Source organism: Pseudomonas parafulva (genome assembly GCF_002021815.1).
GTDB lineage: Bacteria > Pseudomonadota > Gammaproteobacteria > Pseudomonadales > Pseudomonadaceae > Aquipseudomonas > Aquipseudomonas parafulva_B.
The window spans coordinates 455033-476944 of sequence record NZ_CP019952.1 but is presented as its reverse complement, the minus strand read 5'-3'; the positions used below and the strand labels follow the sequence as shown (position 1 = coordinate 476944).

The 21912-nt window shown below is 63.4% G+C and carries 14 protein-coding genes; 9 read left to right on the top strand and 5 right to left on the bottom strand.

What is annotated here, in order from left to right:
- The first annotated feature begins 99 nt into the window (after positions 1–99).
- Positions 100–4053, top strand: a complete 3954-nt coding sequence (gene putA, locus B2J77_RS02035) for a trifunctional transcriptional regulator/proline dehydrogenase/L-glutamate gamma-semialdehyde dehydrogenase (RefSeq protein WP_058638902.1) — start codon at positions 100–102, stop codon at positions 4051–4053.
- A 247-nt stretch (positions 4054–4300) separates the two neighbouring features.
- Positions 4301–6103 carry an acyl-CoA dehydrogenase gene (locus B2J77_RS02030; RefSeq protein ID WP_078477888.1) on the top strand — a complete coding sequence of 601 codons (1803 nt, stop codon included), beginning with the start codon at positions 4301–4303 and terminating at the stop codon, positions 6101–6103.
- A gap of 18 nt (positions 6104–6121) precedes the next feature.
- On the opposite strand, the gene B2J77_RS02025 is transcribed toward B2J77_RS02030, so the two are convergent.
- Positions 6122–7045 (bottom strand): DMT family transporter, encoded by a 924-nt coding sequence (locus B2J77_RS02025; RefSeq protein ID WP_058638898.1) that lies wholly within the window; start codon positions 7043–7045, stop codon positions 6122–6124.
- A gap of 259 nt (positions 7046–7304) precedes the next feature.
- On the opposite strand from B2J77_RS02025, the gene B2J77_RS02020 reads away from it, so the two are divergent.
- From B2J77_RS02020 to yccS, 7 genes are all read left to right on the top strand, one after another.
- Positions 7305–8195 carry a LysR family transcriptional regulator gene (locus tag B2J77_RS02020; RefSeq protein ID WP_058638897.1) on the top strand — a complete coding sequence of 297 codons (891 nt, stop codon included), beginning with the start codon at positions 7305–7307 and terminating at the stop codon, positions 8193–8195.
- Between the two features lie 118 nt (positions 8196–8313).
- On the top strand, positions 8314–9756 hold the full coding sequence (locus tag B2J77_RS02015; RefSeq protein WP_058638896.1) for a TldD/PmbA family protein: 1443 nt from the start codon (positions 8314–8316) through the stop codon (positions 9754–9756).
- Positions 9756–11075, top strand: a complete 1320-nt coding sequence (locus tag B2J77_RS02010) for a TldD/PmbA family protein (RefSeq protein ID WP_078477887.1) — start codon at positions 9756–9758, stop codon at positions 11073–11075. Before B2J77_RS02015 ends, B2J77_RS02010 begins: the two co-directional genes overlap by 1 nt.
- A gap of 100 nt (positions 11076–11175) precedes the next feature.
- Positions 11176–12603, top strand: coding sequence for a multidrug transporter subunit MdtD (mdtD, locus tag B2J77_RS02005; protein ID WP_078477886.1), 1428 nt, complete (start codon positions 11176–11178; stop codon positions 12601–12603).
- Positions 12604–12715: 112 nt separating this feature from the next.
- Entirely contained in the window at positions 12716–14053 is a 1338-nt protein-coding gene (gene dbpA, locus B2J77_RS02000) for an ATP-dependent RNA helicase DbpA (RefSeq protein ID WP_230375157.1), read from the top strand.
- A 147-nt stretch (positions 14054–14200) separates the two neighbouring features.
- A complete protein-coding gene (locus B2J77_RS01995; RefSeq protein ID WP_078477885.1) occupies positions 14201–15382 on the top strand; it encodes an NAD(P)/FAD-dependent oxidoreductase in 1182 nt (393 codons plus the stop codon).
- Between the two features lie 124 nt (positions 15383–15506).
- Entirely contained in the window at positions 15507–17705 is a 2199-nt protein-coding gene (gene yccS, locus B2J77_RS01990; protein WP_058638891.1) for a YccS family putative transporter, read from the top strand.
- Between the two features lie 347 nt (positions 17706–18052).
- Here the strand turns inward: yccS and B2J77_RS01985 are convergent, their stop codons facing one another.
- The 4 genes from B2J77_RS01985 to B2J77_RS01970 form a co-directional block, all read right to left on the bottom strand.
- The gene (locus B2J77_RS01985; RefSeq protein WP_078477884.1) at positions 18053–18790 is read right to left on the bottom strand and encodes a substrate-binding periplasmic protein; all 738 of its coding nucleotides are present in this window, start codon (positions 18788–18790) and stop codon (positions 18053–18055) included.
- 145 nt (positions 18791–18935) lie between these two features.
- Positions 18936–19232, bottom strand: a complete 297-nt coding sequence (locus B2J77_RS01980) for a winged helix-turn-helix domain-containing protein (RefSeq protein WP_078477883.1) — start codon at positions 19230–19232, stop codon at positions 18936–18938.
- Positions 19233–19243: 11 nt separating this feature from the next.
- Positions 19244–19744, bottom strand: a complete 501-nt coding sequence (locus B2J77_RS01975; RefSeq protein WP_078477882.1) for a M48 family metallopeptidase — start codon at positions 19742–19744, stop codon at positions 19244–19246.
- A gap of 31 nt (positions 19745–19775) precedes the next feature.
- Positions 19776–21911, bottom strand: a complete 2136-nt coding sequence (locus B2J77_RS01970) for a putative bifunctional diguanylate cyclase/phosphodiesterase (RefSeq protein WP_078477881.1) — start codon at positions 21909–21911, stop codon at positions 19776–19778.
- Between the last annotated feature and the right edge of the window lies 1 nt (position 21912).

The window sequence follows — 21912 nt, the reverse complement described above, 5'->3', positions numbered from 1 at the left end:
CGCGACATTTTAGGGTTGCACCTGGTTGCACCCGCGTTTTCCTACAGATAATCTTGTCGCCAGCTTAAGCCGCACTCGTGGCAATAATGAGGATAAGAAATGGCGACGACCACCCTTGGGGTCAAACTCGACGACCCTACCCGTGAACGACTCAAGGCCGCTGCGCTGTCCGTGGACCGCACGCCGCATTGGTTGATCAAGCAAGCGATCTTCAGCTACCTGGAGAAGCTCGAGGGTGGCGCGACCCTGACCGAAATCAGTGGCCAGGCCCTGGGCCTGAGCGATGAAGCCGGCGATGTACAGCCCGAGCAAGGTCACCAGAGCTTCATGGAATTCGCCGAAAGCATCCTGCCGCAGTCGGTCCTGCGCTCGGCCATTACCGCCGCCTACCGTCGGCCCGAGCAGGAAATGGTGCCGATGCTGCTGGAGCAGGCGCGCCTGAGCGCTCCGCTTGCCGACGCGGCCAACAAGATGGCTGCCGGCATCGCCGAGAAGCTGCGCAACCAGAAGAGCACCGGTGGCCGGGCCGGCATCGTTCAAGGCCTGCTGCAGGAATTCTCGTTGTCTTCGCAGGAAGGTGTGGCGCTGATGTGCCTGGCCGAAGCGCTGCTGCGCATCCCCGACAAAGGCACCCGCGACGCCCTGATCCGCGACAAGATCAGCACCGGTAACTGGCAGCCGCACCTGGGCAACAGCCCGTCGCTGTTCGTCAACGCCGCCACCTGGGGCCTGTTGCTGACGGGCAGGCTGGTAAGCACCCACAATGAGTCCGGGCTGACCTCCTCGCTGACCCGGATCATCGGCAAGAGCGGCGAGCCGATGATCCGCAAGGGCGTGGACATGGCCATGCGCTTGATGGGCGAGCAATTCGTCACCGGCGAAACCATCGCCGAAGCACTGGCCAATGCCACGCGCTTCGAGTCCAAGGGCTTCCGCTATTCCTATGACATGCTCGGTGAAGCAGCACTCACCGAGCACGATGCCCAGAAGTACCTGGCATCCTATGAGCAAGCCATCCACTCGATCGGCAAGGCTTCCAACGGCCGTGGTATCTATGAAGGCCCGGGCATCTCCATCAAGCTCTCGGCCCTGCACCCACGCTACAGCCGTGCCCAGTACGAGCGGGTGATGGAAGAGCTGTACCCGCGCCTGCTGTCCCTGACCCTGCTGGCCAAGCAATACGACATCGGCCTGAACATCGATGCCGAGGAAGCCGACCGCTTGGAGCTGTCCCTGGACCTGCTCGAGCGCCTGTGCTTCGAGCCCGCGCTGGCCGGCTGGAACGGTATCGGCTTCGTGATCCAGGCGTACCAGAAGCGCTGCCCGTATGTAATCGACTACGTGATCGACCTGGCCAAGCGCAGCCGCCACCGCCTGATGATCCGCCTGGTGAAAGGTGCCTACTGGGACAGCGAGATCAAGCGCGCCCAGGTCGAAGGCCTGGAGGGCTACCCGGTTTACACCCGCAAGGTCTACACCGACGTGTCGTACGTGGCCTGCGCGCGCAAGCTGCTGGCTGTGCCCGAGGCTATCTACCCGCAGTTCGCCACGCACAACGCCCACACCCTGTCGGCCATCTACCAGATCGCCGGGCAGAACTACTACCCCGGCCAGTACGAGTTCCAGTGTCTGCACGGCATGGGTGAGCCGCTGTACGAACAGGTGGTCGGCAAGATCGCCGACGGCAAGCTGAACCGCCCTTGCCGCGTGTATGCGCCGGTCGGCACCCACGAAACCCTGCTGGCCTACCTGGTTCGCCGCCTGCTGGAAAACGGCGCGAACACCTCGTTCGTCAACCGCATCGCCGACCAGTCCATTTCCATCCAGGAACTGGTCGCCGACCCTGTTACCAGCATCGAGCGCATGGGTACCCAGGAAGGCCGCATCGGCTTGCCACACCCCCGCATTCCGCTGCCACGTGACCTATACGGCACCGAGCGGGCCAACTCCGCCGGCATCGACATGGCCAACGAACACCGCCTGGCTTCGCTGTCCTGCGCCATGCTGGCCACCGCCAACAACGACTGGAAAGCCGGTCCGCTGCTGGCCTGCACCGCCAGTGACAGCGCGGCAACGCCGGTGCTGAACCCTGCCGATCACCGCGATGTGGTCGGCCACGTTCAGGAAGCGACCGTTGCAGACGTCGACAATGCCATCCAGTGCGCACTCAACGCAGCGCCCATCTGGCAGGCCACCCCGCCAGCCGAGCGCGCCGCCATCCTGGAACGCACGGCCGACCTGATGGAAGCCGAGATTCAGCCCCTGATGGGTCTGTTGATCCGCGAAGCCGGCAAAACCTTTGCCAACGCCATTGCCGAAGTGCGCGAAGCCGTCGACTTCCTGCGCTACTACGCCGTCCAGGCGCGCAACGACCTGAGCAACGATGCCCACCGCCCATTGGGCCCGGTGGTGTGCATCAGCCCATGGAACTTCCCGCTGGCGATCTTCACCGGCCAAGTGGCAGCAGCTTTGGCCGCCGGCAACCCAGTATTGGCCAAGCCTGCCGAGCAAACCCCGCTGATCGCCGCCCAGGCCGTGCGCCTGCTGCTGGAAGCCGGCATTCCGGAAGGTGTCCTGCAACTGCTGCCGGGCCGCGGCGAAACCGTCGGTGCTGGCCTGGTGGGTGACGAGCGCGTCAAGGGCGTGATGTTCACCGGTTCCACCGAAGTGGCTCGCCTGCTGCAACGCAACGTGGCAGGCCGCCTGGACAACCAGGGTCGCCCAGTGCCACTGATCGCCGAAACCGGCGGCCAGAACGCGATGATCGTCGACTCCTCGGCACTGACCGAGCAGGTGGTGATCGATGTCGTGTCCTCAGCCTTCGACAGTGCCGGCCAGCGTTGCTCCGCGCTGCGCGTACTGTGCCTGCAGGAAGACTCCGCCGACCGCGTGATCGAGATGCTCAAGGGCGCCATGGCCGAAAGCCGGCTCGGTTGCCCGGATCGCCTGGCCGTGGATATCGGCCCGGTGATCGACGCTGAAGCCAAGGCTGGCATCGAGAAGCACATCCAGGGCATGCGCGAGAAAGGCCGCTCGGTCTATCAGGTGGCGATTGCCGACAGTGCCGAGATCAAGCGTGGCACCTTCGTGATGCCAACTTTGATCGAACTGGACAGCTTCGACGAGCTCAAGCGCGAGATCTTCGGCCCAGTACTGCACGTGGTGCGCTACAACCGCCGCAACCTGGACCATTTGATCGAGCAGATCAACAATTCGGGCTATGGCCTGACCCTGGGTGTGCACACACGCATCGACGAAACCATCGCCAAGGTGGTCGAGTCGGCCCATGCCGGCAACATGTACGTCAACCGCAACATTGTCGGTGCCGTGGTGGGCGTACAGCCGTTCGGTGGCGAAGGCCTGTCGGGCACTGGCCCGAAAGCCGGCGGCCCGCTGTACCTGTACCGCCTGCTGTCGACCCGCCCGGCGGACGCCATCGGCAGCCACTTCCAGCACCAGGACGGCGAAGCCAAGCCAGACCGCGCGCTGCACGAGCAGCTTGTCAAGCCGCTCCACGCCCTGAAGGCCTGGGCCGAGAGCAATCAGCTGTCCGACCTCGCCGTGCTGTGCAGCCAGTTCGCCAGCCAGTCGCAGAGCGGTATCGCCCGTCTGCTGCCTGGCCCGACCGGCGAGCGCAACACTTACACCATCCTGCCACGCGAACACGTGCTGTGCCTGGCGGACAACGAAACCGACCTGCTGGCGCAGTTCGCCGCCGTGCTGGCGGTGGGAAGCTCAGCGGTGTGGGCCGACGGCGAACCCGGCAAGGCCCTGCGCGCCCGCCTGCCACGCGAACTGCAGGCCAAGGTGAAGCTGGTACCGGACTGGAGCAAGGACGAAGTGGCGTTCGATGCCGTGATCCATCACGGCGATTCGGACCAGCTGCGCAGTGTCTGCCAGCAGGTGGCCAAGCGTGCCGGGGCGATTGTCGGGGTACACGGCTTGTCCAGCGGTGATCATCAGATTGCACTGGAGCGTCTGGTAATCGAGCGGGCGGTGAGTGTGAACACTGCGGCGGCTGGGGGTAACGCCAGCTTGATGACCATTGGCTAACGCTGAAGGTTGAACAAAAAGGGAGAGCTCGGCTCTCCCTTTTTTATGGTCGCACTCTAGCCGGAGTGACAACCTGACCATGTACCGGCGCCCGTCCAATAGCGGGGGTATGACGCGACGTGTCGCGAAGCGACTTTCGACACAACGGGCTTCACCTTTCTCACGCCATATCACCCAGACCTATTAACCTGTCCTGGCCATCCAACCCGCTTCTACACTCGCAGCATTGCGCACCAGGACCGCCATCATGCCCGAGACCTTGCTTAGCACCCGAAACCTGGCATTCGAACTCTATGAAGTCCTCGACGCCGAAAGCCTCACCCAGCGCCCCCGCTTTGCCGAGCACAGCCGTGAAACCTTCGACGCTGCGCTGACCACCGCGCGCACCATCGCCGAGAAATATTTCGCCCCCCACAACCGCAAAGCTGACGAAAACGAACCGCGCTACGTAGACGGCCGCGCCGAGCTGATTCCCGAGGTCAAGCCTGCCGTGGATGCTTTTCTTGAAGCCGGGTTCCTCAACGCCAACCGCGACTTCGAGGTCGGGGGCATGCAGTTGCCCAGCCTGGTGTCACAAGCCTGCTTTGCCCATTTTCAGGCGGCGAACGCCGGCACCACCGCCTACCCGTTTCTGACCATGGGCGCGGCCAACCTGATCGAGAGCTTCGGCAGCGAAGAACAAAAGCGCCTGTACCTGCAGCCGATGATCGAGGGCCGCTACTTCGGCACCATGGCCCTGACCGAACCCCACGCCGGCTCATCGCTGGCTGACATCCGCACCCGCGCAGAACCGGCCGGTGACGGCAGCTACCGGCTCCGGGGCAACAAGATTTTCATCTCCGGCGGTGACCATGAGCTGTCGGAAAACATCGTGCACATGGTCCTGGCCAAACTGCCGGATGCCCCACCGGGGGTCAAAGGCATCTCGCTGTTCATCGTGCCCAAGTACCTGGTCGGGCCCGACGGCAGCCGGGGCTCGCGCAATGACGTAGTGCTGGCGGGGCTGTTTCACAAGATGGGCTGGCGCGGCACCACGTCCACGGCGCTGAACTTCGGCGACAACGGCCAGTGCGTGGGCTATCTGGTCGGCCAGCCACATCAAGGCCTGGCCTGCATGTTCCAGATGATGAACGAAGCACGCATCGGCGTCGGCATGGGCGCGGTCATGCTCGGTTACGCCGGTTACCTGTACTCGCTGGACTATGCGCGGCAGCGCCCACAGGGCCGATCAGCCGAAAACAAGGACCCGCAAACCCCGGCCATCCCGATCATCGAGCACACCGATGTCAAAAGGATGCTGCTTGCGCAAAAGGCCTATGTGGAAGGCGCTTTCGACCTGGGCTTGTATGCGGCGCGCCTGTTCGACGACACCCACACGGCGCCCGATGAAGACACTCGCCAGCAGGCCCAGGCGCTGCTCGACCTGTTGACGCCCATCGTCAAATCCTGGCCCTCGGCGTATTGCCTGAAAGCGAACGAACTGGCCATCCAGATTCTCGGCGGCCACGGCTACACCCGGGAGTACCCGGTCGAGCAGTATTACCGTGACAATCGCCTGAACCCCATCCACGAAGGGACCGAGGGCATCCAGTCGCTCGATTTGCTGGGCCGCAAGCTGGCCCAGAACGGGGGTGCCGGGCTCAAGCACTTGATGCGCCTGATCGCTGTCACTGGTGAGCGCGCCAGCCATCACCCCAACCTCGACCCGCTGCGCCAGCCACTGGAACAGCTGGTCAATCGCTTGCAAGGTGTCACCCTTGCCCTGCTCGGCGACCTGGCCCAGGGCAAGGTCGCCGGCGCCCTGGCCAACTCGGCCCTTTACCTCAAGGTCTTCGGCCATTGCGTGATTGGCTGGCGCTGGCTGGAACAGGCGATTCATGCCGAACTCGGTCTGCTTCAGCGCGCCGCGGCTGACCGCGACTTCTACCTCGGCAAGCTGCAGGCAGCCCGGTATTTCCTGACCTGCGAAATACCGGGCTGCCATGCAGACCTGGCCTTGCTTGAAGCGCGCGATGACACCAGCTTGAACATGCAACAAGAGTGGTTCTAGAAAGTGGCCTTGGCCCGCTCATCGTTGCGGGCACTCCCCTGCTGACGGCACACGTCGAGCGGTGCGGGTGATGGCAATGCCAGTGGCGACTATCGCGATACCCAGGTAGGTCGTCCAATGAATGGCATCGCCGAACATCAACGCCGCCCAAATGAGCGTTACAGGGGGTTCCAGGTAAACCAACGCGGACACCCGTGTTGCCGACAGTTTGGTCAAGAGTATCCACAGGCTCAGGTAGGCGATGAAGGTCGAAAACAAGGTCAACCACGCCACCGCCACCCATACCTGAGCACTGCTGGGCAGCTCGATCAGGCGCAACGGCACTCCTGTGACACTGAGCAGTACCAGCGTCGCGCTCGATTGCAGGAAGAGCGGCATCAACAAGCCCTCTTTACTGTGATCCGTGCCCATGACCGACTGTCGCCGTTGGTAAAGGGTGGCGATCGATAACGTGATCGCGGCAATCAGCGGCAGCGCATACAGCCATAGCTCGAGCCGAGTGGAAGACAGGCTGTACTCACCAAGAATCACCACACTGACCCCGGCAAACCCGAGTACCAGCCCAAGCCACTCCTGCCTGCCGCTTCGCTCCTGCTGATCCGCACTACCCATCGCCGCCGTGATCAGGGGCTGCAGCGCGCAGATGATGGCGGCTATCCCCGCAGGCAAGCCACCGCGTATGGCAATGTAGACACTGATCAGGTAAGCGAACTGAGCCAGGAAGCCGATGACCGCGTTGTAGCGAACTTGCGCCCAGGACAGGTTACGTAATCGATGCAAAACAAACGGCAATAAACAAAGACTGACCAACAGGAAGCGCCAGAACAGCAAGTTCACTGCGCCTGCATCCTGCGTGCCGAGCCGGGCGCCAATGAAACCGGAACTCCAGGACAGGACAAAGGTTGTTTGCAGGAAAATGTGGGAGGGCCAGTTATGTTGCATCTCTACACCTCCAAATGACGCGGGCGATGGTAAAGAGTGGATTTACGGCCACCCACCTCTACCCGATCAGCCAAGCGCTCATTAAACAAACTCAGCCTCTTGGCTAGGCGCAGAGCGCAGGCACGCTGTTATCCGGTGCCCGCTGCCTAGGCATTTCGGCAGTTGGACATTCGTTGACCTCACCTTAGGAAGGGGTATAAAGCCTGTACAGTTGATTAAATCGAAGTGCTGATTCGATCCAGCCAAACCAGGTGCTTTCATGGGCAAAGGTCTAGATATCAATGTGTTGCGAACTTTTCAGGCCGTGGCTCGACTCGGTCGTTTCAACGCAGCGGCAGACTATGTCCATCGCAGTCCTTCAGCGGTGACCACGCAGATACAGAAGCTCGAAGAGCAGGTTGGCCAACAGCTGTTTGCGCGCAGCAACCAGGCAGTGGAGCTCACCCCCGCAGGCCGGCATCTACTGGGCGAGGCGACACGCTTTCTGATCGCCCACGACAAGCTGCTGGCGACGCTGTCCCCCCGGCAACTGACAGGCAAAGTCCGTCTGGGGGTACCGGATGGCTATGCCGCCACGCTCATGAGTGAATGCCTGCCGGTATTCGTTGCCAGTAATCCGAAGATGGAGCTGGAAGCTGTGGCGTGCTCCAGCGCGCAGTTGCTGGACCTGTTTGCCAGGCAGCAACTAGACCTGGCCGTGGCGGTCAGCAGCGAGCACATCCAACAGGGTGACTGGCTGCGCCCCACAAAACCCCGTTGGGCCGCCGCGAAGGGCTTCATCCGCGATCACAGCCGCCCGCTACCTCTGGCATTGCAGCTAAAGGGCTGTCCCTACCGGGAGGCAGCGGTACAGGCATTGAAAGCCGAAGGCATTGCGTACCGTATCCTGCTGGAAAGTGCCAACTGGCATGCGGTACTGGCCTGTGTCAAAAGTGGCCTGGCAGTTGGCATCGTCGAGGAACTCGAAGCCGACGACTCGCTCGTTTTTTTGCATGACCAGGACCTGCCGACGCTTCCCGCGCACGGCATCTACCTGTTGACAGACACCGCGCACCCTGTGGCCGTGCATTTGCACGCAGTGCTCAAGGCTGCGATTCAAAAAGAAGCCGACTCAGAGTTCGCCGCAACGCAAACGCCCGTTAATGCCTGACCAGCACATCAGTAGGCTGCCATAATGACCCGGCATTGCCCGAGCCCGCAGCGCGGCCCGTCTCGGCATTGCCCAGCGCGTGGTTCCAGGGAGCCACCGTGTATCCGGAGGCTTGTCCATGTTCGATTCCAGCACCCTGCTGCGCCAGCGCTTCGCCGCCCTGCGCAGCACGGCGGATCTGTTTTCCTTGCGCCATGTCAGGCAGTCGCACCAGGCATTGTCCGTGCGCCGCAACGTCGCCGAGCCGCCTGCCTTGAGCCAGGACGAGGGCGCCATGCTGACCGTGCGCATCAACGGTGTGGAGGCCTACGCCGCCACGGCCGATCTGTCCCAGAGTGGCCTGCAGCGCGCATTGGAGCAGGCTGAAACCCTCGCTCGACAGATTGCCCGCTACAGCCTGCTGGACCTGCGCGAACAGCCTGTGCCGACCGGGCGCCACGATTACCTTTCGCCTCATTTCGACCAACCGATGCCGGGCCTTGCCGACTGCCTCGGCTTGCTCGCCGAAGAGTCGGCCAGCGTGCCGTCGGACTCGCGCCTGGTGGACTGGCAGGCAAGCCTTGGCATGAGCCTGGTCGAGCAGACTTACCTGAACTCGGCCGGTGCCGAACTGCGCCAGGCCCAGCGCTTTCTGTTCCCTGGCCTGGCCGTGACGGCCAGCGATGGCCAGGACAGCCAGAGCCGCAGCCTGGGCAGGGAGAACTTCGGTCAGCAGGGCGGCTTCGAAATCATCGAGCGCTGCGGCCTGAGGGGCTCGGCCCGGCAGGTTGCCGACCAGGCCCTGCAATTGCTGCAGGCGCCGAACACGCCCAGCGGCGTACGCGACCTGCTGTTGATGCCTGACCAGATGATGCTGCAGATCCACGAATCCATCGGCCACCCCTTGGAGATGGACCGCATCCTGGGCGATGAGCGCAACTACGCCGGTACCAGCTTCGTCAAAGCCAGTGACTTTGGCCAGTTGCAGTACGGCTCTTCCCTGCTGAACGTAACCTTCGACCCGACCTTGAACGAAGAGCTGGCCAGCTACAGCCACGACGACGATGGCACGCCGGCCAGCAAGCAATTTCTCATTCAGGACGGCGTGCTGCTGCGCCCGCTGGGCGGTGCCCTTTCCCAGTTCCGCTCTGGTCTTGGCGGCGTGGCCAATAGCCGCGCCTGCGGCTGGAACCGGGCGCCGATCGACCGCATGGCGAACCTGAACATAGAGCCGGGCGACCAGTCCCTGGATCAGCTGATCGCAGGTATCGAGCATGGCATCCTGATGCGCACCAACCGGTCCTGGTCCATCGACGATGCGCGCAACAAGTTCCAGTTCGGCTGCGAATGGGGCCAACTGATCGAAAATGGCGAACTCAAGGGCATCGTGAAGAACCCCAACTATCGCGGCATCTCCGCACGGTTCTGGCGCAACCTGGCCGCCGTCGGCGACCGCAGCACCTTCCAGGTCCTGGGGACGCCCAATTGTGGCAAGGGCGAGCCCAACCAGGTGATCCGGGTTGGGCACGCCTCGCCAGCTTGCGTGTTCAGCGCCATCGACGTGTTTGGAGGAGATGCATGATGAAACAGGCCTTCCAATCCCTCATCGACACCCTGGGCGCTGCCCTGCAAGCAGGCGAACACTACACCCTGGGGTTGAGTGCCGAGCATTCGCAGTTCGTGCGCTTTAACCACGCCAAGGTTCGTCAGGCGGGCGAGGTGAGCCAGGCCAGTGCTCACCTGCGCTTGATCCACGCTGGTCGTCAGGCCGAGCAACAAGTGACCCTTAGCGGTGATGCGCACCTGGACCGCCAGCGCCTGCTCGATGCCCTGTCGCAACTGCGCCAGATGCTGCCGCTACTGGCGGCAGACCCGTACCTGAGGCTGGATGAAAGTGCCTGGCGCAGTGATAGCCAACAGACGCATGCTCTGCCCGACCTGAATGAGGTGCTGGCCCTGCTGGAACAGGAAACCGGTGACCTGGACCTGGTCGGCATTTATGCCGCAGGCCCGATCTGGCGGGGTTTCGCCAGCTCGTTCGGCGCCTTTGGCTGGCACCAGGCCAATAGCTTCAACATCGACTGGAGCCTGTTCCACGAGAGCGGCCAGGCGGTCAAGGCCAACTATGCCGGGCAGGTATGGCGTGCCGACGACTTCACCGCCCGCCTGCGTCAGGCTCGGGCACAGTTGGGCTACCTGGGGCGTGCGCCGGTGGTACTGCAACCGGGCAGCTACCGCGCCTACCTGGCGCCAGCGGCCATGGACGAAATCGCCGGCATGCTGTGCTGGGGTGGCTTCTCGGCGCAGGCCCTGGCGACCGGCAGCAGTGCCCTGCAGCGGTTGTACAGCGGTGACGCCACCCTGAGCCCACTGATCAGCTTCACCGAGCAGGTCAGCGGCTCACTGAGTCCAGCGTTCTCCGACGAGGGCTCACCGCGCCTGGACGTGGCGCTGATCGAGCAGGGCAAGCCAGCACGACGCCTGGTTTGCGCGCGCAGCGCGGCCGAGTTCGGGGTGTTGGCCAACGGGGCCGACAGCCACGAGTCGCCCTGTGCGCTCAGCCTCGCACCCGGCCAATTACCCCGTGAACAGGTTCTGGAGCGGCTCGGCACCGGCCTGTACATCAGCAACCTGTGGTACTTGAACTACTCCGACCTGCCCGCAGCGCGCATGACCGGCCTGACCCGCTTCGCCACGTTCTGGGTGCAGGACGGGCAGATCCAGGGGCCGGTCAACACGATGCGCTTCGATGACAGCCTGTACAACCTGCTGGGCGAGCAACTGGAGGCGTTGACGTGCGAGCGAGAGCTGATTCTGTCGACCAGCACTTACGGGCAACGCAGTACCGGATCGAGTCATTTGCCCGGCGCGCTGGTCAAAGCGCTGACGCTGACATTGTGATTGGATTTTGCCGGCCACCTCACGGCGGTAGCCACGCCTGCCCCGCCCCGTAGGCGCGGCGCTTGCCGTCGAGAGGCCAGTACAGACAGACGAGGACGTCATGCCCGAACGCAACCCGCTCGACCCCATCACCGCCCGCTGGCTGCCATGGGTGGTGGCGATCGCCTTCTTCATGCAGTCGCTGGACGGCACCATTCTCAACACCGCGCTGCCCGCCATGGCCCGCTCCCTGGCCGAAGACCCCTTGCGCATGCAGGGTGTGATCATTTCGTACATGCTCACCGTGGCTTTGCTGATCCCCGCCTCGGGCTGGATCGCCGACCGTTTCGGCACCAAGCGCATCTTCTTCAGAGCCATCCTGCTGTTCAGTTTCGGCTCGTTGCTGTGCGCAGTGGCCAACAGCCTGGGCTTTCTGATCTTCGCGCGGATCGTGCAAGGGCTCGGCGGGGCGCTGATGCTGCCGGTCGGCCGGCTGGTGGTGCTGCGCGCCTACCCTCGCACCGAACTGGTGCGCATCATGAGCTTCATCACCATCCCTGGTCTGCTCGGGCCATTGCTGGGCCCGACGGTAGGTGGCTGGCTGGTGGAGATCCTGAGCTGGCACTGGATCTTCCTGCTCAACTTGCCGGTCGGCCTGCTGGGCTGTTACGCCGTCTGGAAGTTCATACCCGACCTGCGCGGCGCCGAGCGCACTACGTTCGACGGGCCGGGCTTTTTGCTGTTCGGCGCCGCGATGGTGCTGATCACCATCGCCATGGAAGGCCTGGGCGAGCTGCACCTGCCGCACTTGCGCGTCATGTTGCTGCTGTTCGCCGGCATGGCCTGCCTGGCGGCCTACTGGCTGCGAGCCGGGCGCGACCCGGAGCCGTTGTTCTCTCCGAGCCTGTTCCGCGTACGTACCTTCGCCATCGGTATCCTGGGCAACCTGTTCGCCCGCCTGGGCAGCGGTGCACTGCCGTTCCTGGTACCGCTGCTGCTTCAGGTAGCGCTTGGGTATTCACCGGCCCAGGCGGGCATGAGCATGATCCCCTTGGCGGCGGCGGCCATGGTCGCCAAGTCCGTCGCCAGGCCGCTGATCGAACGGCTCGGTTACCGCATCATCCTGACTGGCAACACGGTGCTGCTGGGCGTGCTGCTCGCTGGCCTGGGCCTGGTGGACGAGCAGACCCCGTACTGGTTGCTGCTGGTGCAACTGGGCCTGCTGGGCGCCGTGAACTCCCTGCAGTTCACTGCCATGAACACGGTGACGCTGATCGACCTGGACGATGCCAGCGCCAGTAGCGGCAACAGCTTGTTGTCGGTGGTGGCCCAGCTGTCGCTGAGCCTGGGGGTGGCTTGTGCTGGCGCGCTGCTGGGCGGCTTCACGGCAGCAGGCAGCGCCGAAGGCGTGGAAACCACCTTGGGTGCGTTCCAGCTGACGTTCTTCACCATCGGCATCATGGCTATGCTGGCGGCGGCCATCTTCCTGCAACTGGCGCCGACGGACGGAAGGCGTGCCCGTCGTCCGGAAGAGCACGTGGAGTCTTAGGGCGAATGGCGTCGGGGCTGGTAGACTGTGCAGCATTTTTCGCTTCGCACCGCAGGCCCGCCTCGTGACCACCGATTCCACCGCCTTTGCCACCTTGCCGTTGTCCGCCGCCATGCTGGCCAACCTGGACGCTCTCGGCTACACCTCGATGACGCCGATCCAGGCCCAGAGCCTGCCGGTCATTCTCAAGGGCCAGGACCTGATCGCCCAGGCCAAGACCGGCAGCGGCAAGACCGCCGCCTTCGGTATCGGCTTGCTCAACCCGATCAACCCTCGGTACTTCGGCTGCCAGGCGCTGGTGCTGTGCCCTACCCGCGAGCTCGCCGACCAGGTGGCCAAGGAACTGCGTCGCCTGGCCCGTGCCGAAGACAACATCAAGATCCTGACGCTGTGTGGCGGCGTGTCGCTGGGCCCGCAGATCGCCTCTCTGGAGCACGGCGCGCACATCATCGTCGGCACCCCGGGCCGCATCCAGCAGCACCTGGACAAGGGCACGCTGGTTTTGGGCGGCCTGAACACGCTGATCCTCGACGAAGCCGACCGCATGCTCGACATGGGCTTCTTCGATGCCATCGCCAGCATCATCGCCAAGACCCCAGCGCGCCGTCAGACCTTGCTGTTCTCCGCCACCTATCCCTCTGGCATCAAGCAGCTGGCGGCCGATTTCATGCGCGACCCGCAGCAGGTCAGAGTCGAAAGCCTGCATACCGACAACCAGATCGAGCAGCGCTTCATCGAAATCGCTCCCGAACAGCGCCTTGAAGCGGTTACCCGGGTGCTGGGCCATTATCGCCCGCAGTCCTGCGTGGCATTCTGCTTCACCAAGCAGCAGTGCGAAGACGTGGTGGCCCACCTTACGGCCAAGGGCATCGTGGCTCAGGCGCTGCACGGTGACCTGGAGCAGCGTGATCGCGACCAGGTGCTGACCATGTTCGCCAACCGCAGCAGCTCGGTGCTGGTGGCCACCGATGTGGCCGCCCGTGGCCTGGATATCGACGGCCTGGACATGGTTATCAACGTAGAGCTGGCGCGTGATGCCGAAATCCACGTGCACCGCGTGGGCCGCACCGGCCGCGCTGGCGAGAAGGGTATCGCGGTCAGCCTGGTCGCACCTGCCGAAGGCCATCGCGCCCAGGCCATCGAAGCCTTGCAGAAGAGCCCGCTGCGCTGGGACCTGTTGGACAGTCTCAAGAACAAGGGCGGTGAGCCGCTGCTGCCGGTCATGAGTACGCTGTGCATCGCAGCCGGGCGCAAGGACAAACTGCGCCCGGGCGATATTCTCGGTGCGCTGACCGGTGATGCCGGTATCCCCGGCAAGCAGGTGGGCAAGATTGCGATCTTTGATTTCCAGGCGTTTGTGGCGGTGGAGCGGGCGCTGGCCAAGCAGGCCATGCAACGCTTGAATAGCGGCAAGATCAAGGGCCGCTCCCTGAAAGTCCGCATCGTCTGACATTTTTTCGGGCCGCGTTGCAGCCTATCGCAGACAAGCCAGCCCCTACAGGATCATCACAGGCCTCCAGCCAGTTGCCGTCCCTGTAGGCGCTGGCGTGCCTGCGATGGGCCGCAACGCGGCCTCGGCTATTGATGAGGTAACACCGTGCACTCCACCGACGTGATCATCCTGGGCGCAGGCGCTGCCGGCCTGATGTGTGCCCAGCTCAGCGCCCGCCGAGGCCGCCGGGTCCTGCTGCTCGACCACGCCAACAAGCCAGGCAAGAAGATCCTGATGTCCGGCGGCGGGCGCTGCAATTTCACCAACCTGTACACCGAGCCGAGCAACTTTCTTTCGCACAACGCGCACTTCTGCAAGTCGGCCCTGGCTCGCTACACCCAGTGGGACTTCATCGAGCTGGTGTGCAAGCACGGCGTGCCCTACCACGAAAAAAAGCTCGGCCAGCTGTTCTGCGACAACAAGGCCAGCGACATCCTCGACATGCTCCTGGCCGAGTGCGACGAGGCCGGCGCCCAGATTCGCATGCACACCAGCATCGAGCAGATCGACAAGACCGACAACGGCTACCTGCTGCAGACCAGCGCCGGCCCATTCGCCTGCCAGTCGCTGGTGATCGCGACGGGTGGTCTGTCCATCCCGACGTTGGGTGCGACCGGTTTCGGCTACCAGGTGGCCCGACAGTTTGGCCATACCTTGCTGCCGACCCGCGCGGGCCTGGTGCCATTCACCATCACCGAGCCCCAGCTCAAGGCCATGTGCAGCGAGCTGTCCGGCACCTCGCTGGACTGCACCGCCAGCTGCAACGGCACCAGCTTCCGTGAAAACCTGCTGTTCACCCACCGGGGCCTGAGCGGCCCGGCGATCCTGCAGGTCTCATCGTTCTGGGAAGCCGGCGATACGCTTGAGATCAACCTGCTGCCTGACCGCGATGCGCTGGACTGGTTGCAGACCCAGCAAACCGAGCGCGGCAATGCTGAACTCAAGACCGTGCTGGGTGAGGTGTTCACGCGCAAGCTGGCCACTTTGCTGGCCGAGCAGTGGTTCGAATCCAAGCCGATGAAGCAGTACACACCGGCTGAACTGGCCCTGATCGCCGACAAGCTGGCACGCTGGCAACTGGTGCCTGCCGGCACCGAGGGTTACCGCACTGCCGAGGTGACCTTGGGCGGTGTGGACACCCGTGAGGTCTCGTCCAAGACCATGGAGTCGCTCAAGAGCCCGGGGCTTTACTTCATCGGTGAAGTGCTGGACGTCACGGGGCACCTGGGCGGCTTCAACTTCCAGTGGGCTTGGGCATCGGCCAACGCCGCAGCGCAGTTCGTCTAGGGTAGAATCCACCGCGCAGCACGGAACGCTTCTTGCTGGCACGTGCTCAATAGCGGGTGGCGGGGCGCCTGGCGGCCCCGCTCATCGCTACGGTATTTCTACGATCACTGCCCGGCAGGCCATCATGTCATCGAGCTCGTTACGTCATTCACTGCGTCGCCTGTGGGGCCAGGACAAGTTCAGCTACAGCATCCGGGTAACCATTGCCCTTACCGGCAGCCTTGCCCTGTGCTGGCACCAGAACGAAATGGCCCTGCTGATCCCGTTGTTTCTGGGCATCATCGCCAGTGCCCTGGCTGAAACCGACGACAGCTGGCAAGGCCGCCTCAGCGCCCTGGCGGTCACCCTGGTCTGTTTTGCCATCGCGGCGCTCGCGGTCGAACTGCTGTTCCCCTACCCCCTGATCTTCGTCTGCGCCCTGGCCCTGGCAGCGTTTGCCTTGACCATGCTGGGCGCCCTGGGCGAGCGCTACGGCGCCATCGCATCGGCAACACTCATCACGGCGGTCTACACGATGATCGGCGTGGACCAGCGCGGCGGGCAGGTGACGGACTTCTGGCACGAACCCATGCTGCTGGTGGCAGGCGCGGCCTGGTATGGGCTGCTCTCGGTGCTGTGGCAGGCGTTGTTCTCCAACCAGCCGGTGCAGCAGAGCCTGGCGAAGCTGTTCTTCGAACTGGGCAGCTATCTCAAGCTCAAGGCCAGCCTGTTCGAGCCTGTCCGCACCCTGGACGTCGAAGCACGTCGGCTCGAACTCGCCCAGCAAAATGGCAAGGTGGTGGCGGCCCTCAACGCGGCGAAGGAAATCATCCTGCACCGGGTGGGCAACAGCCAGCCCAACTCCAAGGTCAGCCGTTACCTGAAACTCTACTTCCTGGCCCAGGACATCCATGAGCGGGTCAGCGCCTCCCACTACCCCTACAATGCACTGGCCGAAGCTTTCTTCCACAGCGATGTGATGTTCCGGTGCCAGCGCCTGCTGCGCAAGCAAGGTGCCTCGTGCCAGGAACTTGCACGCTCGATTCGGTTGCGCCAACCCTTCGTGTTGGCCAGCGGCTTTACCGAGGCACTCGAAGACCTCAACGCTTCGCTCGAACACCTGCGCGGCCAGAACAACCCGGCCTGGCGCGGGCTGCTGCGTTCATTACGTGCACTGGCGGCCAACCTGGCCACGCTCGATCGCCTGCTCGGTGCCGCAAGCAACCCTGACAGCCTGGCCGATGCCAGCGACAGCAGCTTGCTGGACCGCTCGCCGCGCTCGCTCAAGGACATGGGCAAGCGCCTGCGCACGCAATTGACGCCCACCTCGCTGTTGTTCCGCCACGCCCTGCGCCTGCCGCTGGCCCTGTCCATCGGTTACGGCATGGTGCACCTGATCCACCCGACCCAGGGCTACTGGATCATCCTGACCACGCTGTTCGTGTGCCAACCCAACTACGGAGCAACCCGGCGCAAACTGGTGCAGCGCATCATCGGCACTGCCGTGGGCCTGACCGTCGGCTGGGCGCTGTTCGACCTGTTCCCCAACCCGGTCATCCAGTCGCTGTTCGCGGTCGTGGCGGGGGTGGTGTTCTTCGTCAACCGAACCACGCGCTACACCCTGGCCACCGCTGCGATCACACTGATGGTGCTGTTCTGTTTCAACCAGATCGGCGACGGCTACGGGCTGTTCCTGCCGCGGCTGTTCGACACCCTGGTCGGGAGCCTGATCGCCATTCTTGCCGTGTTCCTGTTCCTGCCCGACTGGCAAGGCCGCCGCTTGAACAAGGCCTTGGCCAACACGCTGATCTGTGCCAGCGAGTACCTGCGCCAGATCATGCAGCAATATGCCTACGGCAAGCGCGACGACCTGGCCTATCGCCTGGCGCGGCGCAATGCCCACAATGCCGATGCGGCCCTGTCGACGACCTTGGCTAACATGCTCATGGAGCCTGGCCACTTTCGCAAGGAGGCCGATGTGGGCTTCCGCTTCCTGGTGCTGTCGCACACCCTGCTCAGCTACCTGTCGGGACTGGGCGCCCACCGTGACACGGCTCTGCCGGCCGACGCACGGGAGCACTTGATCGAAGACGCAGGCAGCCGCCTGGCAAACAGCCTTGAGGAAATAGCCAATGGCCTGGCGGCGCGCTCACCGGTAGCGATTCACAGCGATGCCGAAGAAGCGCTTGCCAACGCCTTGGAGCAGATGCCCGAAGAGGTGGATGAACATCAGCGCCTGGTACAGACGCAACTGGCACTGATCTGCCGCCAATTGGCTCCGCTGCGTACGTTGGCGGCGCATTTGATCAAGAAGGATGCTCCGGCAGGTGGCGCTTCGCGTTAGGTCTGGAGCAAGGATGAATAGCTTTGATTAGTCTTCGCAGGCTGGCGAATCTCCAGGGACAGCGGATTGGTAGGGGCTATGCAATAGCCTGATATTTCAGCTTCGCAGCGCATACTGCCGGGGCCGCTTTGCGGCCCATCGCGGCCGGTCCGGCGCCCCGGCAAGGCCGCTCCCACCCGAGAAATCGATTGCCTTTGGATGCACCGACTTGCAGGCAAACGCGGTCTTTGTAGGAGCGGCCCTTGTGCCGCGATGGGCCGCAGAGCGGCCCCCGGCACCATGAGCTGCGAAGCTGCAATCCTGAAGCCATTGCCAAGCCGGCGCATCGTAACGCCACCCCTGCTCGCCTAGAAACCATACTGATGCAGTAACCGTTCATAACTGCCATCGGCCTTCATGGCGGCGATGGCCGCGTCGAAGCGAGCGACGATCAATTGGTGATCCGGGTGCTTCAAGCTGACCAGAATGTGCAGCGGGTTTTCGCCCAGTGCAGGCTCCACCAGCTCCACCTTGTCACGCACATTGTCCGGCTCGCGCTGCAGGTGATAGCGGGCCACGTACTCGTCCTCCACGGCCAGGCTCACACGCCCTGCCGCCAGCATGCGCACGGCGGACGAAAATGTACTCACCGCTACCTTGTGCAAGCGGGTATTGCCGTCGAACGCGCTCGAGTAGGCGTAATCACGCACCACGGCGATGCTGTAGGGATACAGGTCCGAGATGTGCTCATAATGCAGGCCCGCACCCTTACGCTGCAGCAGGCGGATACGGTTGTTCAGGTAGGCGCTGGAAAAAAGTCCGATGCGCGCACGCGATTCGTTGTGCCAGGCGTTGATCAGTATGTCGTAACGACCGTCCCCGACGCCTGCCAGGGCCCGAGCCCAGGGTGCCTCCTCGAAGCTGCTGCTATACCCCGCCCGCGTCAGCGCCGTGGTCACGATGCTGATGGCCAGACCGCCGCCAGGCATACTGGCGTCGGTGAAGGGCGGCCAATGATCCGATACCAGGCGCAGCTTGCCGGAGGCGGCGGCCGGAGGCGCCATGACAGTGGCCAGTAACCCGAGAACACAAAGCATCAGCCGCATGCCCAAGCCCTTGCGCGGTGAAGAAACGTACACTGCGGGTGAGCTTACACAAAGGCTCTGGTCGGGGCAGCGGCCAATAGTGTCATCTAGCCTCTATTCTGGCCGAACCTACGGTTTTTATTGCAGTGGACTTAACGGGTACAGGTCAGGGATAACCCAGTACCTTGCGTATTTGATTCAGGTGACGCTCGATCCACTGCCGGTCGATGGCCCCCCAGTCCTTTATGCGGTAATGGCCTGCGTGATTGCGCGCGCCTTCTTGCTGCTCGAAGGTGCAGACGATGTCCAGATCGGCCAGCGCTGCAAGGGTGTCCTGGGCCGTGCGCCGGGGCATGCCCGTAGCCTCCATCAGCGCAGGCACGCTGGTAGCGGCCTGGCTGTCGATCAGCCAGGCGACATAAAGACGGCGGTAGAAACTGCTCTTGGTCTTGCTTATTTCCATGCTGCGGGTCCTCAAGCGTTACCCGGCAACTCCCGATAGGTCAGGTAGACGCGCAGGTCGAATTCCAGTTGATGGTAGTCCGGCTCCATGTGCTGACAGAGCTGGTAGAACGCCTTGTTGTGGTCACGCTCGCGCAAGTGGGCCAACTCATGCACCACGATCATGCGCAGAAACTGCGGCGCAGCCTCCTTGAACAGCGAGGCGATGCGGATTTCCTTCTTGGCCTTGAGTTTGCCGCCCTGCACGCGAGAGACGGCAGTGTTCAGGCCCAGCGCCCGGTGTGTCAGGTCCAGCCGGCTGTCGAACAACACCTTGTCCAGTGGCGGTGCACTGCGCAGAAAACGCTGGCGCAGTTCCTGGGCGTAGCTGTACAAGGCCTTGTCGCTTTGTACCTCGTGCCGCTCGGGGTAGCGCTTGTGCAGGTATTCGCCAAGGCGGTCGCTGTCGATCATCTGCCGCACCTGTTGTTGCAGGTGCGGTGGGTAAGCTTGCAGGTAGCGTAGGACGGTCATGGCAGTACAGTCTGCGTAACGAGCGGCAATTCTAACCCGCTGGCGGGGCAGGCCAGGGGAAAATTGCCGGGAAGTTGCTGGCATCGGCAGCTGTCATAGGGTGCGCTACCAAGAAGCCCTGAACGTATTGGCAGCCTGCGGCTTTGAGCCATTGAGCCTGGGCCTGGGTTTCCACGCCCTCGGCAATCACGGTGATCCCGTAATCGGCACACAGCCCGATGACGCTGCGTGCCAGCGCCGCATCGGCCGACGCCTCCGGCAGGCGCGCCACCAGGTGGCGATCGAGTTTCAGGGTATCGATGGGCAAATCGCGCAGCATACGCAGTGAGCAGTCACCGGCCCCGAAATCGTCCAGCGCCACACGTACACCCAGCGCGCGCAACCGGTCGACCTGCTTGACCGCCGCATCGATGTTGTACATGAGCGAGGTTTCGGCCACTTCCACTTCCAGGTGCGCTGGCTGCAGGCTATAGCGCTGGATGACCCGTTGCAGCTCCTCGACCAGGCTTGGCGAGACGAACTGGGCCCGGCTCAGGCTGATGCCCAACACAATGTCGGTCGCAAAGCATTGGTACCAGGCCTGGCGCTGGGCAGCACTCTGTCCGTAGATCCAGCCGGCCAGGCGGTTGATCAGCCGCGCTTCCTCGAGCAGGGGAATGAACAGGCCTGGCGGCACATCGCCAACGCTGGGGTGCTGCCAGCGTAGCAGGGCTTCGAAGCCGCGCAGGCGACCATCGGCGAAGGCCACTTGCGGCTGATACACCAAGGTAAAATCCTGCTGCTCGATGGCCGTACGCACGCCGTCTTCGAGCATCAGGCGGGAACGGGCGCGGCCATTGAGCTCCTGGTCGTAGAAGCGATACTGCTGGCGCCCTGCCTGCTTGGCAGCGTACATGGCCGCGTCGGCTGCGCGCAGCAAGCCTTCGACGTTGCCACCGCAGTCGGGGTAGGTAGCGATGCCGATGCTCACGCCCAGGCATACGTCCAGCCCATCGATCTGGTGGCTGATGGCAATGCGCTCGAGCAGCCGCTCGGCGTAGCGCCCGGCTTGCTCGGCATAGGGCAAGCCGTCGAACAGCGCGGTGAATTCGTCTCCGCCCATGCGTGCCAGCAGGGCTTCACTGCCCAGACAATCCTTGAGCTGCTCGGCCACCCAGCGCAATACCCGGTCACCTGCATCGTGGCCGAGGGAATCGTTGATACGCTTGAAGCCATCCAGGTCCATGTACATCAAGGCCTGCGCCCGGTCGGAGCGCTCATTGCGCAGCAATGCCCCTTCGGCCGCCTGGTAGAACCCACGGCGGTTAAGCAGGCCGGTAAGTGGGTCGGTAATGGCCTGGTATTCGAGCTGTTGGTGCAGGTTGTGCACCGCCGACATGTCCAGCACGGTCACCACCATCGCCTGCTGCTCGGCAGGCAGGGGCGCACAGGACAGGGCCACCGGCAGCAGCTCGCCGCTCGGGCGACGCAATTGGGCGTCGTGCAGGCGGTAGATGCGCCTGGCCAGGTAGCTTTGGTAGAACGCCGAATCCTGCCACGTACTCGGCGTGCTCAGCTGCAACAGCCCCAGCAGGTCGACGTTCTGCAACAGTTCGATAGGCGTTGCCAGCAGGGAACAGACAGCCGGGTTGGCGAAGCGGATGATGCCGCCTGCATCCACCACCACAATACCCTCGGCCGCATTGTCCAGAATGGATGCATTGAAGGCGCGGGCTTCGTCGAGTTCACGGGTCAGCGCCTGCAAACGCCGCCGATTGCGCTGCTGGTCGAGCAGGGCCTGAACCTTGGGCTTGAGAATCTGCGGGTCGAACGGCTTGAACATGTAGTCCACGGCGCCGTTGGCATAGCCTTTCAACACGGCGGCCTGGGACTGCTCGTTGGCTGTCAGGAAAATGATGGGCGTAAGCCGGGTTCGCTGGCTGCCACGCATCAGACGAGCGACTTCGAAGCCGTCCATCTCGGGCATATGCACATCGAGTAAAACCAGGTCGACATCGTTTTCCAACAACGCGCTCAGGGCTTCTCGGCCCGAACTTGCCGTCAGCACCTGCCAATCCTGGCGCGACAACAAGGCTTGCATACTGATGAGGTTCTCCGGGTAATCGTCGACTACCAGAAGCACCGAGCTGCCATCCTGTGGCATGAGTTGAAGGTGAGCGCCATCCATG

Bases quoted from the DNA above. Each gene is read 5' to 3' on its own strand.
- B2J77_RS02025 (WP_058638898.1), bottom strand. From the start codon at position 7,045: ATGCAACATAACTGGCCCTCCCACATTTTCCTGCAAACAACCTTTGTC.
- B2J77_RS02020 (WP_058638897.1), top strand. From the start codon at position 7,305: ATGGGCAAAGGTCTAGATATCAATGTGTTGCGAACTTTTCAGGCCGTG.
- B2J77_RS01985 (WP_078477884.1), bottom strand. From the start codon at position 18,790: ATGCGGCTGATGCTTTGTGTTCTCGGGTTACTGGCCACTGTCATGGCG.
- B2J77_RS02015 (WP_058638896.1), top strand. From the start codon at position 8,314: ATGTTCGATTCCAGCACCCTGCTGCGCCAGCGCTTCGCCGCCCTGCGC.
- B2J77_RS01975 (WP_078477882.1), bottom strand. From the start codon at position 19,744: ATGACCGTCCTACGCTACCTGCAAGCTTACCCACCGCACCTGCAACAA.
- dbpA (WP_230375157.1), top strand. From the start codon at position 12,716: ATGCTGGCCAACCTGGACGCTCTCGGCTACACCTCGATGACGCCGATC.
- B2J77_RS01980 (WP_078477883.1), bottom strand. From the start codon at position 19,232: ATGGAAATAAGCAAGACCAAGAGCAGTTTCTACCGCCGTCTTTATGTC.
- B2J77_RS02010 (WP_078477887.1), top strand. From the start codon at position 9,756: ATGAAACAGGCCTTCCAATCCCTCATCGACACCCTGGGCGCTGCCCTG.
- B2J77_RS01970 (WP_078477881.1), bottom strand. From the start codon at position 21,911: ATGGATGGCGCTCACCTTCAACTCATGCCACAGGATGGCAGCTCGGTG.
- mdtD (WP_078477886.1), top strand. From the start codon at position 11,176: ATGCCCGAACGCAACCCGCTCGACCCCATCACCGCCCGCTGGCTGCCA.
- putA (WP_058638902.1), top strand. From the start codon at position 100: ATGGCGACGACCACCCTTGGGGTCAAACTCGACGACCCTACCCGTGAA.
- B2J77_RS02030 (WP_078477888.1), top strand. From the start codon at position 4,301: ATGCCCGAGACCTTGCTTAGCACCCGAAACCTGGCATTCGAACTCTAT.
- yccS (WP_058638891.1), top strand. From the start codon at position 15,507: ATGTCATCGAGCTCGTTACGTCATTCACTGCGTCGCCTGTGGGGCCAG.